Origin of the sequence: Rhizobium sp. S96 (assembly GCF_030382195.1) — a bacterium.
Classification (GTDB): Bacteria; Pseudomonadota; Alphaproteobacteria; order Rhizobiales; family Rhizobiaceae; genus Rhizobium.
Genome location: NZ_JAUDRY010000013.1, coordinates 89,404 through 104,835 on the forward strand (window position 1 = coordinate 89,404; position 15,432 = coordinate 104,835).

14 protein-coding genes, 1 tRNA gene and 1 pseudogene are annotated in these 15,432 nt (G+C 58.8%); 9 read left to right on the forward strand and 7 right to left on the reverse strand.

What is annotated here, in order from left to right; genetic code table 11:
- Positions 1–22: 22 nt before the first annotated feature.
- A tRNA-OTHER gene (locus tag QTL94_RS16540) sits at positions 23–135 on the reverse strand.
- 316 nt (positions 136–451) lie between these two features.
- On the opposite strand from QTL94_RS16540, the gene QTL94_RS16545 reads away from it, so the two are divergent.
- Complete coding sequence (locus tag QTL94_RS16545; protein ID WP_065690373.1) at positions 452–883, forward strand: hypothetical protein; 432 nt, start codon at positions 452–454, stop codon at positions 881–883.
- A 206-nt stretch (positions 884–1,089) separates the two neighbouring features.
- Here QTL94_RS16545 and QTL94_RS16550 read toward each other — a convergent pair whose 3' ends face one another.
- Positions 1,090–1,626, reverse strand: coding sequence for an NUDIX hydrolase (locus QTL94_RS16550; protein ID WP_065690473.1), 537 nt, complete (start codon positions 1,624–1,626; stop codon positions 1,090–1,092).
- 492 nt (positions 1,627–2,118) lie between these two features.
- On the opposite strand from QTL94_RS16550, the pseudogene QTL94_RS16555 reads away from it, so the two are divergent.
- Positions 2,119–2,418, forward strand: a pseudogene (locus QTL94_RS16555) (PIN domain-containing protein); the annotation flags it as partial.
- 129 nt (positions 2,419–2,547) lie between these two features.
- Here QTL94_RS16555 and QTL94_RS16560 read toward each other — a convergent pair.
- The 3 genes from QTL94_RS16560 to QTL94_RS16570 are packed head-to-tail and all read right to left on the reverse strand — an operon-like array spanning position 2,548 to position 5,739.
- The gene (locus QTL94_RS16560; protein ID WP_065690374.1) at positions 2,548–3,387 is read right to left on the reverse strand and encodes a TIGR01459 family HAD-type hydrolase; all 840 of its coding nucleotides are present in this window, start codon (positions 3,385–3,387) and stop codon (positions 2,548–2,550) included.
- Positions 3,380–4,660 (reverse strand): FGGY-family carbohydrate kinase, encoded by a 1,281-nt coding sequence (locus QTL94_RS16565; RefSeq protein WP_065690375.1) that lies wholly within the window; start codon positions 4,658–4,660, stop codon positions 3,380–3,382. The genes QTL94_RS16560 and QTL94_RS16565 overlap by 8 nt, the downstream gene beginning before the upstream one ends.
- Positions 4,657–5,739, reverse strand: coding sequence for a class II aldolase/adducin family protein (locus tag QTL94_RS16570; protein WP_083199285.1), 1,083 nt, complete (start codon positions 5,737–5,739; stop codon positions 4,657–4,659). The genes QTL94_RS16565 and QTL94_RS16570 overlap by 4 nt, the downstream gene beginning before the upstream one ends.
- 188 nt (positions 5,740–5,927) lie before the next feature.
- Between QTL94_RS16570 and QTL94_RS16575 the strand changes: the two genes are divergently transcribed.
- From QTL94_RS16575 to QTL94_RS16600, 6 genes are all read left to right on the forward strand, one after another.
- Positions 5,928–6,707, forward strand: a complete 780-nt coding sequence (locus QTL94_RS16575; protein WP_065690376.1) for a DeoR/GlpR family DNA-binding transcription regulator — start codon at positions 5,928–5,930, stop codon at positions 6,705–6,707.
- Positions 6,704–8,110 (forward strand): FGGY-family carbohydrate kinase, encoded by a 1,407-nt coding sequence (locus tag QTL94_RS16580; RefSeq protein ID WP_065690377.1) that lies wholly within the window; start codon positions 6,704–6,706, stop codon positions 8,108–8,110. The genes QTL94_RS16575 and QTL94_RS16580 overlap by 4 nt, the downstream gene beginning before the upstream one ends.
- Positions 8,107–9,651, forward strand: a complete 1,545-nt coding sequence (locus QTL94_RS16585; protein WP_289802557.1) for a sugar ABC transporter ATP-binding protein — start codon at positions 8,107–8,109, stop codon at positions 9,649–9,651. The genes QTL94_RS16580 and QTL94_RS16585 overlap by 4 nt, the downstream gene beginning before the upstream one ends.
- Positions 9,652–9,683: 32 nt before the next feature.
- Complete coding sequence (locus QTL94_RS16590; RefSeq protein WP_065690379.1) at positions 9,684–10,667, forward strand: ABC transporter permease subunit; 984 nt, start codon at positions 9,684–9,686, stop codon at positions 10,665–10,667.
- A gap of 65 nt (positions 10,668–10,732) precedes the next feature.
- Positions 10,733–11,671 (forward strand): ABC transporter substrate-binding protein, encoded by a 939-nt coding sequence (locus QTL94_RS16595; protein WP_065690380.1) that lies wholly within the window; start codon positions 10,733–10,735, stop codon positions 11,669–11,671.
- A 77-nt stretch (positions 11,672–11,748) separates the two neighbouring features.
- Positions 11,749–12,648 carry a sugar phosphate isomerase/epimerase family protein gene (locus QTL94_RS16600; RefSeq protein ID WP_065690381.1) on the forward strand — a complete coding sequence of 300 codons (900 nt, stop codon included), beginning with the start codon at positions 11,749–11,751 and terminating at the stop codon, positions 12,646–12,648.
- Positions 12,649–12,801: 153 nt separating this feature from the next.
- On the opposite strand, the gene QTL94_RS16605 is transcribed toward QTL94_RS16600, so the two are convergent.
- A complete protein-coding gene (locus QTL94_RS16605; protein WP_289802594.1) occupies positions 12,802–13,098 on the reverse strand; it encodes a PRC-barrel domain-containing protein in 297 nt (98 codons plus the stop codon).
- A gap of 777 nt (positions 13,099–13,875) precedes the next feature.
- Positions 13,876–14,484, reverse strand: coding sequence for a J domain-containing protein (locus tag QTL94_RS16610; protein ID WP_065690382.1), 609 nt, complete (start codon positions 14,482–14,484; stop codon positions 13,876–13,878).
- Between the two features lie 284 nt (positions 14,485–14,768).
- On the opposite strand from QTL94_RS16610, the gene QTL94_RS16615 reads away from it, so the two are divergent.
- The gene (locus tag QTL94_RS16615) at positions 14,769–14,930 is read left to right on the forward strand and encodes a hypothetical protein (RefSeq protein ID WP_158007258.1); all 162 of its coding nucleotides are present in this window, start codon (positions 14,769–14,771) and stop codon (positions 14,928–14,930) included.
- Positions 14,931–15,432 lie beyond the last annotated feature (502 nt).

Sequence of the window (15,432 nt, forward strand, 5' to 3'; positions counted from 1 at the left end):
CGAGCTGATTTGATGAGTGTATTGGCAGTCGGGGCAGGGATTCGAACCCCGCGTCACAGCTCGAAAGCTGGAAGCAACCTCAGGAAAACCGAGGATAAGGAGAGCACCGCGCTCCGATTACGCTTACGCCCGACTTGTCAAATAATGCGCCAAGGTCACGATTGTTCCTGGAACAGGGTTGCCTGACCTCAGGATGCGTTTGTAGCGGGGCTCGCAATCTGACCTGCCGTTACTCGCTCCTCCAGTTGAGTGTGCGCTCGCTCAAGCCTCCAGCATGCTCCACGCACCAACGACCGGCCAGGATCCTGCGTTTCTCCGTCGGCTGGCCTTGTTATATCGATCGATCGAATAAACCGAAGCCAATCCCTGGGATGCGCAGGATGGACGAAACGCGGTGAATCAGCTTAGGAGTCTCTAATAGAGTTGATGCATTCAACAGGCGCGAGGTGAAATGTTCGGGTTCTTCAAACGAAGGAGACATGCAACGTTTTCGCCCGAAGTTCAGTTGCTTTGGACGGAAGTCGAGAAATTCCGGATCCGGTGTCGAGGCAAGGGCGGCTCCGTTGAACAGGCTATCGATGTTGTCGCACACGATCTCTTCAGGCAACTGACTCATCAGGGTACATTCGCGGCAGACCTGATCTTGAAGAAAGGGTGGTCGGTAAAAGATGCGGCCAACCTGATGATCGCGGAATATGTTTCGGCCGAAATTCTGACTGGTCAACTACACAGCTATCGAGGCATGCTTAATGATAAAGGCAGGGCATACCTGAAGCTTTTCAAAATGAGCACGGAGGGGCTGATCAGTTCCGGTCGGATGCCTGCGCAGCTCGGCTACGACGGTATTCGAGCCTTCGAAGAAGCAATAGCGACCATTGGATAGAGCGCCGAGCGGTTTCCACATCCAGGCTTTTTGGCTGACTTGGCTCAAGTCCGGCTGATTGAAATGCCTCGCGGAAAGAGGTTGTCGGCCTCTCCCGCAAGTTCGTAACAGATCGTCAACGTCGAGCCATGACGAATTCGAACGATCCTGCCCAAACCAAGCTTTGCACTACCGTCGCGCACGTGAGAGGCGGCCTAGCGCTATTCTCAAGAGCCCTTGGATCCTGCCCGCCGCCCTTGAGGCTTGAATTCCACCAGCATCGACTTCAACTCCACCTCTCGAACGCGCCGCGCTGCTTCATCGGGACTGACCCAGGCGATCGTTCGCTCGCCGTGCTCCTTAAACGTGCCAGTCGACTTCCTGATCTCGATCTGGAAGATGTCGACGATACAGGGTACGACGTCACCATCCCCCAAAAGCTTCAAATAGGTGTATCTGCCGATCGGTTTCTTCCTTGCCTTGCCGCGTACGCCAGCTTCTTCCCAGGCCTCGATCGCTGCCGCCTTGTAGGGCTGCTTGCCTCCCATCGGCCAACCCTTCGGGATGATCCACCGGCCACTGTCGCGTGAGGTGACCACCAGGATCTCGATGCCTTCTCCGTCTTCCCTGTAGCGAAAGCACAGCGCGGCGAATTGCTGGCGAAACTTGCCCGTGAACAGTTTATCGGGCACGGCCGCCAGCTGTTTCAGAAGCGATTTTGGTTTGGCCTCGCGACCTTTTTCGGATGTTTTTTTTCGTGGCATATCGAAGTGTGGCTCGCCGGACGCCTCACTAGCCATCGGCTCTTCGGCAGCCCGGGATGAGAGTGAGATTTTCTGGCGTTGCTTTTGTCGCTCTCGTGAACTCGGCATAAACGAGCCAATTACCGCAACGGCGTGGAGAGACAAGGGTTTAAAACGATCAGAAAATCTTCAATCGATTTTAATAGCGACATTCAAAAATTCGCGTTGCAGCGCGAGAGGAAACCGGCTCCGTTCGGCCTCGTTGAACCGCTGGAGATGAGAAGCTAGCCGTCAAGTCCTGTTCCGAACCACGCGGAACGCTGTAAGCCCGCCAAACCTCCGCCAGTCTCCATGTCAACCCCGCCCAGGGCACGATTGTCGCCATCGACGTCAAGGGCCTGTCTTGAATGGTGGTTGGTAACAAACGTGACGTCGTTAGGCCCGCAAATCCGACCTTGCCTACGGCCGAAAGACACCCCTTCGGTGCTTCTTCCTCGTTCGCGCCGGCGACACGCTGAACTTCGCTTTGGGATCGCTGCGATGCCGTCAGGGAAGAGACAAAAGATCCTCCGTGACCGGCTTGAGGGAGAAGTGCAGCCTCATTTTTCCGAGCGCATCCTGTCCTTCGATCTGGCGACTTCACAGGCTTAAGCGGAGCTGATGATACGCGCGCGCGTACCTGGGAAAGCGATCTACAAGGCCGATCGCTACGTTGCCGCCACAGCAGTCGCGAATAGCCTCGCGGTCGCAACTCGCGACCCACGCCCATTCGAGGCCGCCGGGATGAAAGTGATTAATCCCTGGCCCCGATAGCGGTAGTGTGCATCCAGGTGTCAACGGCTCGTTGCGAACGCGAGGCAATTTGAGGCGGCGGACCAGATGAAACGAACCTTAAAGCCCGTGGTGGCTCAGTCCGGCGCGACGGTCCTTGGAGCTTGTGTCCTAACACTTGAAGGCTTGCATCATGTACGTCGGGGTTGCCCCCCCCTCGCTCGTAATGCGTTCGAGTTCGCCGTCATTGCTGTCGGCCAGTATCCCGGTTCTGACGAGCACACTGTCCAACCCGGCAGACCGGGCGCCCACGATATCGTGTTCAACACTGTCGCCTATGCAAACCACGCGTCTCCTGTCTTCCACGCCGACAAGCTTAAGGGCGTGGTCGTAGATTTCAGGATAGGGCTTTCCAATCCAGGTAACTCTTCCGCCCATCGCTTCATAAAGCTGGGCAATGCTGCCAGCGCCCGGCGCAACTGACCCTTCGTGCAGTTTGTGAATGTCAGGATTGGTGCAATAGCACGCTACGTTGTTTTCTGCGGCCGGCCTCAACATCTCGCGATAATCGTTCATGGAGATGCGCTCGGCTTCGCTGCCCGAGATGATGACGATGTTCGCCTCGTTCCCGCTTCGTATCGAGACCAGGTCCAACCGGTCGGCAAGATTGGTATCCCCGCCGCTTGAGATCGTCAGCGCTCTTGATCCTTTGGGGATGTCAACTCCGGGTCGCGACAGGAGCTCAAATGCGACGTCGCCCGATGTCACGAAGAAGTCGAAACTGTCCGGCGCGAAGCCGAGCTTCACCAGCCTTTCGGCGTTATACTGCCCGCTCCGCCCCGAATTTGAGAGGATCACGATCTTCTTGCCCGCCTGGCTCAGTTGCCGGAGGGCATCGATAGCGCCCTGGTAGGGCCCAATATCGTCGCGAAGGACGCCGAACTGATCGACGAAAAACACGTCATAATCGGTTGACAGTCCGGCCATGTCCACGGTGACAGGTCTAGGCATCTTCCTGCTCCAGCGCGGCAATGACCAGAGAGGCCGTGCCGACCGCGGCCTCCAGCGATTTGGCCGGCAGCGTCTTAACACCGAGCGCGCGATACCGCATTGCCGTCCAGGCCGGATTGCGCGCGCCGCCCCCGACTGTTCTCAAGGTCTTGAGAGGCATGGCGCCTAGCTCCTCCAATCGTCGATAGCCAAGGCGTTCGATCTCGGTCATCCCCTCGAGGATTGCCTGGAAGAATTGCGCGTCATCGACGGGCCGTGGACCCAGCCTGGGTTGATGGTCCGGATCGTTGAAGGGAAATCGTTCACCTGGCCGCAGAAGAGGATAGTAGTTTAGGCCAAGCGGACGCTCCGGATCGATCCTGCCGGTCAGTTCTTCGAGCCTGTGATCGCCGATCAGGGCTCGAACCACGTTGCCGCCGCTGTTGGACGCGCCTCCGAGCAACCAGAATTTGCCGACCCGATGAGAATAGACCCCGAATTCCGGCGCGTTGATCGGGCGGTCGGAGGCAAGTTTCAAAACGATCGTCGAGCCGAGCGCCGTTACCGCGTCGCCGAACTCCGATGCACCGGTCGCAAGGAAGGAGGCACATCCGTCAGTCGTACCGGCATGGAAGGATGCCGACTTCGGAAGGCCGAGATCATGCAGATAGCCAGCGACAGGTGCGATCTTCCTGCCCGCGCGCACGACCTTGGGAAGTGCGTCCAGATTCATTCCGGCGTCTTCGATCCAATCTGGCCATTGCTCCGAAGCGAGGTCGTAGCCTGTCTTAAGAGCATTGTTTTCGTCGGTGACGCGCGCCGGGCAGCCGAGCATCATCAAGATCCAATCGGCCTGGTGTATGACAGCCTCGACGTCCTGTTCCCGGGACAAATAGATAGCTCGCGCGAGCCCCGAATTGGCGCCGGCGGCAGCGCTTCCTGCAGGAGCATGGCGAGCGATCCGGCTGACGATCTCAGGCTCGGGGCAGGGGTCGTTATACATCAGCACCGAACCCGTCGGACGGTTGCTGCTGTCGAGTGCGAGCACCGTGCCTGACGTGCCATCGACGGCAACGCCCCTGACAGCTGTCAGATCAACTTTGGAATTGAGGTCTTCGACGGCCTGTCGCACACGTGTCCACCACGCGGCGGGTTGCCGTGTCTCTGTAGGGCTTTCGAACGGCGCGGCCGCGAAGCCTAAGGGGTTTCCATGCTGGTCGACGGCGCTCGCCCGGGCACCTGAGGTGCCGATGTCGATGCCAAGCGCACAGGCCTGCGCAGAACCGTAGGTCACGCCGAGTGCCTCGTTGATTGCCGGTCGAGTGCCTGGCGGTATTGTTCCGCTTCCCAATGTGTCAGTTCATATTCGTCGGCATCGGACAGATAGGCGATCTTCTCGCCATCAGTGATGCGGCCTGTAACCTCTGCAAGGCAACGTGCCATGACCTCGCCTCCGGCCGTGAGTGTATTGGACAATAGGATGCCTTTGCCGGGGACGATCACCAGTTTAGGCAGTTCGCGCCCCTCCCTGGCGCAGGCGGCTTCCAGATCAGCGGCGTTCTGCCCAGGCGTGAGCGTGCCGATCTCGGTTCCGAGGAAGATCACGTGGTCGGGATAGAGCGACCCGCCGAGGGCAAGCACTTGGTTGATCTCCGAAAGCGCAATCACATGGCTGTCGAGGTCTTTTGCGGCATGAAAGGTTGATCCTGCCGCCGCAGCAGCAAGGGCGTCGAGATCGGGTGCAGGTGTTTCGCGCGGTTTTGAACGAAGGGCCTCGGTGACGCGATCAATCCGTTCGGCGACTTGGCCTACCGTGTCGCCACAGACGATGATGCCGTGGTTGAAGAGGATCAGGATATCAGGCCTTGCTGCGGCGGCTTTTTCAATCTCGCGTGCCAGAGGCGTGCCCGGGCGTCTGTAGGGAATGGAGGCCCACTTCAGGTCGGGAACCGCTGCCATCCGAGCGGCCAGGACCTCGTCGCGCCCGCCGAGCACCGCAAGCGCAATCGTATTGACGCAGTGGTAGTGAGCGACCACCGGGCTCTTAAGCGCGGCATGGAAACTTGTCTCGATCGACGGACGCAGGCCGCTCGAGTTCAGTTCACCAACGACGAAATCGACCGACTTTTCGGCCCTTGGGTCGCCTTCCCGCAGCGCAGTGACCAGCGGATCCACAAGAACTGGGACCATGATGTCCTGTTCGCCAGCCTTCGCAAGCCAGGTTCCCGAGGCCTTCACCCACATGACGCCGTCATGCTTTATCGACGTATTTCCACCCGCGCCCTGGGTTTTCTCGATGTCGCTGCCGATCTTGTTCGAGAGCTGGAGAAAATCCCTGAACAGATCGGTTTTCCGCAAGTCCGGGATTGTCATCTGGTTCTCCTCCTACGGCACATTGCTCAATTGCGCTGGATACGCTGAGCGAATTTTGGCTCGATCCTATAAATGTGATCGAAGATCGTCAACTATGAAGATTTTCAGTCTAATCTATTGCGACAACTCCGTCAGTGTGATTATAGTTCATCATCGCGCTTGAGGAGAAGCGCGAATGGAGGCACTTCTTGAACGATTCCGATCGCCATCGCCTGATCACCGAGATGCTGCTCGAAACGCCGTTCGCATCGGTGCGCGATCTGCAGGAGCGCCTTGGCGTGTCTCCGGCGACCATTCGACGCGATATCGACAAGCTTCACGAGATCGGCAAGGCGCGGAAAGTCTATGGCGGGATTTCCGCAAATGATGCGTCCGCGACCGGGCGTCTTTCTGCGCGGCCTTACGATGAAAATCGCGACATTGCGGTGGATGCGAAGCGCGCAATCGCCGAAAAGGCGGCAAGCCTTGTCAGGGACGGGGACTCCATCATCGTCCATGCCGGCTCGACCTGTTATCAGCTCGGGCAGCAGCTTGCTCGGCGCAATGTGCGCATCTACACCAATTCAATGCCGCTCGCGGCCTATCTCGGGGAGCACGGAACATGCCACCTGACGCTCGCCGGCGGCGAGCTCTATCGCGAGCCGGGCATAATCCACGACCCTTCGGCGGGGGCGCCTGATTTCTTTGCGTCTCGCTTCTTTCTCGGCACGCAGGGCATCAGCGCCGAAGGGCTGCTTGAATCGCATCCGCTCCTGACCAAGGCAATAGGCGAGCTCAGCACGCGTGCCGACGAGATCGTCCTTCTGGCCGACAGCAGGAAGTTCTCGATCCAGCCGCGTAACATTGTTCTGCCGCTTTCCAGGATCGGGACGATCGTCACCGATGATGGCCTATCCGACTCTGGCGCAAAAATGCTCGAGGATGCCGGCATAACCATCCTGATTGCTGCGATCGGGGTGCCCTCATGACCGAGCAGGCGGCAGTAGCGGTCTTTGACCTCGGCAAGACGAACTCGAAGCTGTTCGTCCTCGGTCACGATGGCTCGATACTTTGGGACGCTCGCAGCAAGCCGAGCTGGGTCGATGATGCTGGAATTCGGGTTCTTGACGATGAGGCGCTCTTCGCGTGGATGAAAGACGTCTTGAAGACGGCGGTTGAAGATCATGGGGCACGGCACGTCACCTTTTCCGGACACGGCTGCACCTTCGCATTGACCAAGGGTGACAAGCTGGTTCATCCGATCATCGACTACGAGCAGGAGCCGCCCCGGGAGGTCGCCGATCGCATCGACATGCTGGTTCCGGCTTTCCGAGAGACCTATTCGCCTCGACTTCCACTCGGCTTCAATTATGGTCGCCACATTCTCTGGGTCGAGGAGACCAAGCCCGAGCTCCTGGCTCAGGTCGACACCATCTTGTGCTATCCTCAATTCTGGTCCTGGCGGTTTTCAGGCCGGAAGGTGTCGGAAGTTTCTTACATTGGTTGCCATTCCCATCTCTGGGCGCCTCTGATCGGGGATTTCAGCAGTCTGGTCGACAGCAGGGGCTGGCGGGAGAAAATGCCTGCTTTCGCGAAGGCGGGCACGGGGCTCGGCACATTCCTGGTCGCGACGAAATCAGGCGAGGCAGTTCCGGTCGCCGTTCATAACGGTGTCCACGACAGCAACGCGGCGCTCTATTTCTATCGCTCGGTCGGGTTCAACGATTTCACGCTGGTTTCGACAGGGACGTGGGTCGTGATCCTCAACTCCGCTTGCCCCCTTGAGGCGCTGGACGAACACCGCGACATGCTCGCCAACGTGACCGTCGACGGCACGCCCGCGCCGACCATTCGCTTCATGGGTGGTCGGGAATACGACATCGCGAGCGGTGGCTGGAACAAGCCCGTTAGCAAGGAAGCCGTGTCGCGCGTTATTGCCAAGGGCGCGTTCGCATTGCCCTCCTTTGCTCCCGGCGGGCCAATGCAGGGCTTCGATGGTCGCTTTGTCGGGCCCGTTGTCGATGGCGAGGAGAGGGCGGCGGCGGCCCTTCTCTATGTCGTGCTGATGACCGACCTTTCGCTTGACCTCATACGCTCAAGCAACCCGATCGTTGTCGACGGCGGCCTCGTCAAGACCGGTTTGTTTGCAGAGTTGCTCGCCCAATTACGTCCGGCCCAGCCGATATTCACGAGCACGACTGCCGAAGGAAGCGCTTTCGGAGCCGCCGCGCTCGTTTTCGATGCACTCGGACAGCATCCGTTCGCCAACGAGACGGTTGAGGCTACCTCGCTCGATGCCGAGGGCCTTGAGGCCTATCGGCGTGCCTGGTGGGCCCTGTTGGAGCTCGGGGAAACCGCTGCGATGCATCCAAAAGAGGAGCTCCACGCATGAGTGCGGCAGCGCCAAGGGCGAATGTGCCCGTTCTCGAAATGAGAAACATCAGCAAGACGTTCGGCAATACGAGAGCCCTGACGAACGTGTCGCTGACGGTCTATCCAGGCGAAGTCCACGCGCTGATGGGTGAGAACGGCGCTGGCAAGTCCACGCTGATGAAGGTGCTGTCAGGCGCCTATACGGCTGATCCAGGCGGTACAGTTGCGGTCGACGGCCATCCAATCGTCTCAGGCGATCCCGTTCGGGCAAAGGCGAACGGCATCGCAGTCATCTATCAGGAGCTGTCTCTCGCGCCGAACCTGACGGTTGCACAGAACATGTTCCTGGGTGCCGAGCCCGCTCGCTTCGGGGTGATCGACAAGACGGGAGCGCGGGAGCGCGCCGAACCGATCCTCAAGCAGCTCGGCATTGAATTCGGTTCGTCGCAGCTTGTCGCGACCCTGTCTCTTGGTGAGCGACAGATGGTCGAAATTGCGCGCGCGCTGACGACCAACGCGAAGATCATCGTCATGGACGAGCCGACAACCTCCCTGACATCGAAAGAGACCGAACGCCTGTTCGACGTTATTGCCGGCCTCAAGGCCCGCGGTATCGCCATCATCTATATCAGTCATCGCATGGAAGAGGTCTATGCGCTCGCCGATCGTGTCAGCGTTCTGCGCGACAGCGCTTATGTCGGAACACTGGAGCGTGCCGAGCTTTCGGCGGAAAAACTCGTGTCCATGATGGTCGGCCGCGACCTTTCGTCCTTCTACAAGAAAGAGCATCGTGCCTCGCAGCAGGCCGCTCGAACCATATTGTCTGTCCGCGACATTGGCGACGGGCGACGCGTCCACGGATGTTCCTTCGATGCAAAGGCCGGGGAAGTCCTCGGGATCGCCGGCCTTGTTGGCTCCGGCCGCACCGAGCTCGCCCGGCTGATTTTCGGGGCCGACAAGAAGATCTCGGGTACCGTGCTGCTTGAAGGCCGCGAACTGACGATCGGCGGCCCGCGCGATGCGATGGATGCTGGTATTGCGTATCTCACCGAAGACCGGAAGGGTCTCGGCCTCTTCCTCGACATGACGATCAACGAAAACATCAACATCGGTGTGATCGGCAAGGACGCGGCGAAGGGTGGCATTCTGAATTTCGCGGCGGCTCGCGAACGCGCCGCAAAGGCCATCTCCTCACTTTCCATCCGAACGCTGAGCGCCAGCATCAACGTTGGAGCGCTGTCGGGTGGAAATCAGCAGAAGGCATTGATCGCGCGCCTGCTCGAAACCAAGCCGAAGGCCATCATCTTCGACGAACCGACGCGCGGCGTCGATGTCGGCGCGAAGTCCGAGATTTACCGGATCATTGACGAACTTGCGCAGACCGGCATCGCGATTGTCGTCATTTCCAGCGACCTTCCCGAAATTATCGGCATTGCCGATCGCGTTCTTGTCATGCGCGGGGGCCACATCGCCGGCGAGGTCTCGTCGACGCCCGAGCAACCAATCCGCCAGGAAGCCATCATGGCGTTCTCGACCGGCTCGGCGCCGAAAGTCGCCTGAGTTCGCCAATTCAAAAAGACGGGACAAGAAGCATGACCGCCACATCGACCGAACAGCCGAACGCCAGCAAAGCCAGGTTCCGATCAACGTTGACGGCGCTCGGCATGCTTCCGGTTCTCGTCATGTTGGCAATAGGCTTCCATCTTCTCAGCGGGCGGTTCCTGAGCGTCAACAACCTGTCGATCGTCATGCAGCAGGCATCGATCAACACGGTGCTGGCTGCCGGGATGACCTTCGTGATCCTCACGGGCGGTATCGATCTTTCGGTGGGCTCGATCCTGGCGGCATCTGCCATGGTTGGTGTTATCGTTTCTCTTTGGCCGGATATCGGCATGCTCGGAATTCCCGCTGCAATCGCCGTCGGTCTCGCCTGCGGTGTTGTCAATGGAACGATCATCTCAGCGCTGAAGCTGCCGCCGTTCATCGTGACCCTCGGCTCGCTGACTGCTATGCGTGGCATCGCTCGGTTGCTCGGAAACGACACCACCGTCTTCAATCCGGATCTGCCCTTCGATTTCATAGGAAACGGCAGCTTCTTCGGCGTACCGTGGCTTGCCATCATCGCGCTTGCGACGATCCTGATCTCCTGGTTCATCCTCAAGCGGACCGTGCTCGGAACCTGGATCTACGCGGTTGGCGGCAATGTCGAGGCTGCGCGCCTGACGGGCATCAAGGTGCCGCTCGTGCTGCTGTTCGTCTATTCGATGTCAGGCCTTCTTGCCGGTCTTGGAGGGGTCATGTCGGCTGCGCGCCTTTACGCGGCCAACGGTCTCCAGCTTGGCCAGGCATATGAACTCGATGCGATTGCGGCTGTTATCCTCGGCGGTACCAGCTTTGTCGGCGGCGTCGGCTCGATCTGGGGCACGCTCATTGGCGCGCTGATCATAGCCGTCCTGTCGAACGGCCTCATCCTCGTCGGTGTCTCGGACATCTGGCAGTACATCATCAAGGGACTTGTCATCATCGTCGCCGTGGCGCTCGACCGCTATCGGCTGAAGGGGCTTAGCCGCACGTAAGGTGCGGCTGATGGGACCGGGGTTACCGGATAACAAGGCGCAGGAGGCGCCCAATGGAGGAAAGAATGCGCATGATTTCGAAACTGCTCGCCGCCACAGCACTGGCTGCATCGATCGCAATGCCTGCGGCCGCAAAGGACCTCGAAAAGATCGGCATTTCCGTCGGCCTTCTCGGCAACCCCTTCTTCGTCGCCACCATCAAGGGCATCGAGGACCGCGCCAAGGAAATCAATCCTAACGTTCAGGTAACCTCGGTTTCCGCAGACTATGACCTCAACAAGCAGGTATCGCAGATCGACAGCTTCATCGCTGCCGGCGTCGACATCATCATGCTGAACGCAGTCGACGCAAAGGCGATTGCTCCAGCCGTCAAGAAGGCTCAGGCCGCGGGCGTTATCGTTGCCGCATTCGACGTTTCCGCACCGGGCGCCGACGTCACCGTCATGACCAACAATGTGAAGGCTGGCGAGGAAGCCTGCCAGTACATCGTTGATCATCTGAAGGGCAAGGGCAACGTCATCATCATCAACGGACCGGCATCGTCATCGATCATCGACCGCGTTCAGGGATGCAAGAATGTTCTCGGCAAGAGCCCTGACATCAAGATCCTTTCGGACGACCAGAACGGCCAGGGGTCGCGCGACGGCGGTCTTGCGGTCATGCAGGGTCTTCTGACCCGCTTCGACAAGATTGACGCGATCTTCGCGATCAACGACCCGACCGGCATCGGCGCTGAACTGGCGGCAAAACAGTTGAACCGTAACGAGTTCATCATCACTGCCGTTGATGGCGCTCCTGATATCGAAAAGTCTCTTGCCAGCGGCAAGTCGATGATCAAGGCCTCGGCCTCCCAGGATCCCTATGTCATGGCAGGCGACTCGCTGAAGATGGCTGTCGACGTCTTGAACGGCAAGAAGCCTGCCGAAAACACTGTCCTGTTGGATCCGAAGCTGATCACGGCCGACAACATCAAGGACTACAAGGGCTGGACAGCAGCTCGCTAACGGTCTCCTCCCGTGCGGCCCGCCGATGCCTTGTGCTCAGCGGGTCGTCATCTTCCTCAAATCAGGAATACGGTCTCATGTCCAAAATCGGCGTCCACTCCTTCGTCTGGAGCGCCGGCTCCTCGAAAGACGAGCTGGAGAGAACTCTTGCCCGCTCCCACGACCTCGGCTTCAAACTTGTCGAATTCTCGTATCTCGATCCGAAGCAGGTCGACGTGAAGTGGCTCGCCTCGCGTATAGAAGAACTCGGACTGGATGTCGCGATCAGCATGGGGCTGCCGGCGGAAGGGGACATTTCAAGTGACGACCCATCCGTCATTGCCAATGGTGTCGATATTCTGGACCGCGCAGTTGCCCTCGTCAGGGATCTCGGCGGTTCAAAGCTGGCGGGTATCCTGAGTTCCGCACATGGAAAGCAGGAGCACACGCTGACAAGAAAAGCGTGGGACACAAGCGTCAGCACGCTGTCGAAAGTCGCCGAACGCGCGAAGTCCGCTGGCGTCACCTTGAACCTGGAGATCGTCAATCGCTTCGAGAGCAACATGCTCAATACCGCCGCCCAGGGTCTTGCCTACATCATGGACACAGGCGCATCGAACGTCTTTCTTCACCTCGACACATTCCATATGAACATCGAGGAGGCCGACGTGGGGCTGGCGATCCGCAATGCTGCGGACAAGATCGGCTACGTGCACATCGGTGAAAGCCACCGTGGCTACCTCGGCACGGGGAATATCGATTTTGCCGCGATCTTCGATGCCCTCGTGGCAATCGGATGGGATGATTTTGTCACGTTCGAGTCGTTCTCCACCACGATAGTCGACAAGGACCTGTCGCTGAAAACGGCGATCTGGAGGAATCTCTGGAGCGATAACGTAGCACTTGCCGAGCATGCACGGCGGTTTATCGAGTTGGGCCTCCAAACAGCGAGACTGAAAGCGCAACTGGTAACCAGTGCTCACTTGCCTCCAAGGTAAACCAGGTAGCCAGGCCAACAGAGATGGAAGCTGCCGGCGCCGACGACACTCAGCTGGAAACTGTGCCGCGCAAGCGCCCTTCGTCCCGATTAAACGGAAGCCGCTCTTTCCATCGCGCTTGCGACCGCCTCCGTGTGTGAGCTAGCCAAAGTCTCAGTCCCGATGCTCTGGCATCATCTTGAGTTCGTCCTTTGTCCAACTCGCCACGGCATGGACGTCCCCATCCTCGTCACGCATGAACTCGAGATCCGAAATCGGGATAGCAACGGGCTTGGCGCCAATACCAAGAAAGCCTCCGACGTCGATGACGGCGAAGCCTCCGGCGCCTGCTCCATGGACGTGATCGATCTTACCGACCTTGTGATCGTCAGCGCCATAAATTGTCGCCCCTTCAAGCAGGGCTGGCGTGAGTTCTGATCTGGTAAGACGAACGTGGTTTGTGTGGTCAATGTTATGCATTCTCCATTGTTGATGGTGGCATAATCGGCAGCAGACTGAATGTTCCACAAGTCGCGCACGATCAAATGCTCCCATCGACAAGGATGCGATGGGAAGCTAGCCGTCACGAACCCGCAATTTTCCCGTCCCGCACAAGCCCAAGCCGCTTCAATTCGAGAAGAGCGTCGGGAAGGGCGCGGTGATCTGGGTTATCTGGCTCCGACCGTTCGATGACATCGCCGACCAGACCCGCAGCATCGAACTCAGCGCGACTTGGAGGATAATCGACGCCTCCTGGATAAAGAGGTCGTCGGATTTCCTCAATCGCAAGGCATGGCGTGGCATCCCTGTGCCCCGAAGCAGCATACAGGCAGCAGCCGCTTTAGCGCACTCGCTTGTCTAAGCTGTTGGGTATGAATATGTCTTCTTAGGACGGCGGGGTTCATGTCCCAGCAAGAGCAGCCTGCTGATTTGCTTCGCGGCAATCGACAAACTTGAAACTCGCCCAAATCGAGATGCTGAAAAAACTGGGGCTGGCAACGGCTTGATCGTTGTTTCGAGTGTCTTCAGCGCCCCTAGTCTTAGCCTGGCTAGCGAATGAGGGGACGGAGCGGATGCCTCTTCCAACATCGGTGCGTCGGTGTCAGGCTCGCTCTCGGGCGAGCCTACTGTTGTCGCGGTTTGGGTTCGGACCCATGCCTCCGACTGAGACATCGATGCGGAATTCGGTGAGGCGCATATATTCGGGTCGGCGTCGGTGCGCACTCTACCGCGCGAAGACGCGATCGGTTAGCAAAAGCCATTGAGTTTAAGGATCTTGTGAGCGTCTATCGCTGCGCGGAGATGTTCCTCTGACGCGCGATCGCCCTGATTGGCGTCAGGGTGATGCACTTTAAGCCGCTCCTTGTACCGACTTTTTATCTCTTCGGGCGTTGCATCCTCTGACAGGCCGAGCGTTTCAAAGGCTTTTGCCTCAAGGACTTTGAGCTTGCGCTGGTTGAGATCCGCTTTTGCTGCCTGGCGCTTGGCCGCATTCTTCCGTGCATTCACCACCTTTGCGGTCCCAGAGCGAACCGACGACGGAAGGCGCGTTTCAGCAACATCATCGATGCGTGTTCCCCAGGTCGGGCGGCTGCCATTTGCCGCTTCCCTTTGATAGCGGGCCGTTATCGGGGCGGAAAGTTTCGTCACGAAATTGTAGCCTCTGCCGTATTCACTGACGTGCTTGGCACAAAAAAACAGATACAGTCCTTCCGCATCGGCTCCGACGGGGGCACGATGGGTGCCTTGCGCCTCGCAACCTTCCCATTGGCATTTCGGCCCGCTCGCTTCCCGATGTTGAACAGGGCTTTTGCGGGTCGAGCGCAGACCAACGAAAATTTTTGAATCAAACGTCATCGCGCCATATATGGCTTTGCGGGCCTCCTGGGCAAGCTATCAACATCAGTGATGTTCGCTCCTGCCGGCTCCTTCCACAAACGTAGCCACTTGCTCGCGCGACTTTATTGGATGCGGCTTGTCCTATTATCGTTCCCCTTCCATGACAAAGTGATCGCGATTAACCTGAGCGAAAGGCCGCCGGCCTCGGCTTGAAGGGCCACGTACGGACCGGACCGAAGCTATTCGATGCTTCATACCCCAACTTCCGTGGCCTTTTGTTCGAAGCGGCGGGAGTGCCACTCGTGAACGAAGCGCCGAGCGATTTCGCGCCGGCCCGTGTTCTTGTCGAACTCGTACAGCCTGGAGGGACGTTCTCGGAAGGTGGTGTTGGTCTGCTCGCCGAAGGCGGCATAGCCGGTGGCTTCGACGAGATCGCCATTGCTGTCGGTGACCTGGCGCCCTGAGCCAGATGGTCGCGATGCACGAAGCTGTTGGTCACCGTTGCCGAGGCCGTAACCCTGACGATCTTGATGTGGGCACGCGGATCGCAGGTATAGACGTCGTTGTCGGGGGTCGAGCGATCGATCTCGACGCAGCCGTCGGTATAAAGGGTGGTGCCGAAAGACCACGTTTTCTTTACCCGGGCGCCGTTCGGCCAAGGTGTAGGTGACGGTGGTGGCGTTCTGGGGGACACTCGACAGCCGGTCGGCACCATTCCGGGTCAGCGCGCGATTGCCATCGGAGATCATGTTGCTGTTGGCATCATGGTTGGTGGTTTTGGTGCCGACCGAGGTCGCCGCATACAGCTGCGGTCGATATGGGACTTAGATGTCGAGGTCACTGCCATAATGTCTGGTCGAAGGTTCGGATCCTTTCGACGCGCGGGATAGGTCATTCAGCCAGCCAAATCGTCTTCCACAGAACGAGTACCCGAACCGTTGCCGCAGAGGCTTTTGGCGAGGCTAG

What these genes read in the sequence shown, in the direction of transcription:
- QTL94_RS16595 (WP_065690380.1), top strand. Translation starts at nt 10,733, where the DNA reads ATGCGCATGATTTCGAAACTGCTCGCCGCCACAGCACTGGCTGCATCG.
- QTL94_RS16610 (WP_065690382.1), bottom strand. Translation starts at nt 14,484, where the DNA reads ATGACGTTTGATTCAAAAATTTTCGTTGGTCTGCGCTCGACCCGCAAA.
- QTL94_RS16585 (WP_289802557.1), top strand. Translation starts at nt 8,107, where the DNA reads ATGAGTGCGGCAGCGCCAAGGGCGAATGTGCCCGTTCTCGAAATGAGA.
- QTL94_RS16580 (WP_065690377.1), top strand. Translation starts at nt 6,704, where the DNA reads ATGACCGAGCAGGCGGCAGTAGCGGTCTTTGACCTCGGCAAGACGAAC.
- QTL94_RS16600 (WP_065690381.1), top strand. Translation starts at nt 11,749, where the DNA reads ATGTCCAAAATCGGCGTCCACTCCTTCGTCTGGAGCGCCGGCTCCTCG.
- QTL94_RS16545 (WP_065690373.1), top strand. Translation starts at nt 452, where the DNA reads ATGTTCGGGTTCTTCAAACGAAGGAGACATGCAACGTTTTCGCCCGAA.
- QTL94_RS16560 (WP_065690374.1), bottom strand. Translation starts at nt 3,387, where the DNA reads ATGCCTAGACCTGTCACCGTGGACATGGCCGGACTGTCAACCGATTAT.
- QTL94_RS16570 (WP_083199285.1), bottom strand. Translation starts at nt 5,739, where the DNA reads ATGACAATCCCGGACTTGCGGAAAACCGATCTGTTCAGGGATTTTCTC.
- QTL94_RS16590 (WP_065690379.1), top strand. Translation starts at nt 9,684, where the DNA reads ATGACCGCCACATCGACCGAACAGCCGAACGCCAGCAAAGCCAGGTTC.
- QTL94_RS16550 (WP_065690473.1), bottom strand. Translation starts at nt 1,626, where the DNA reads ATGCCACGAAAAAAAACATCCGAAAAAGGTCGCGAGGCCAAACCAAAA.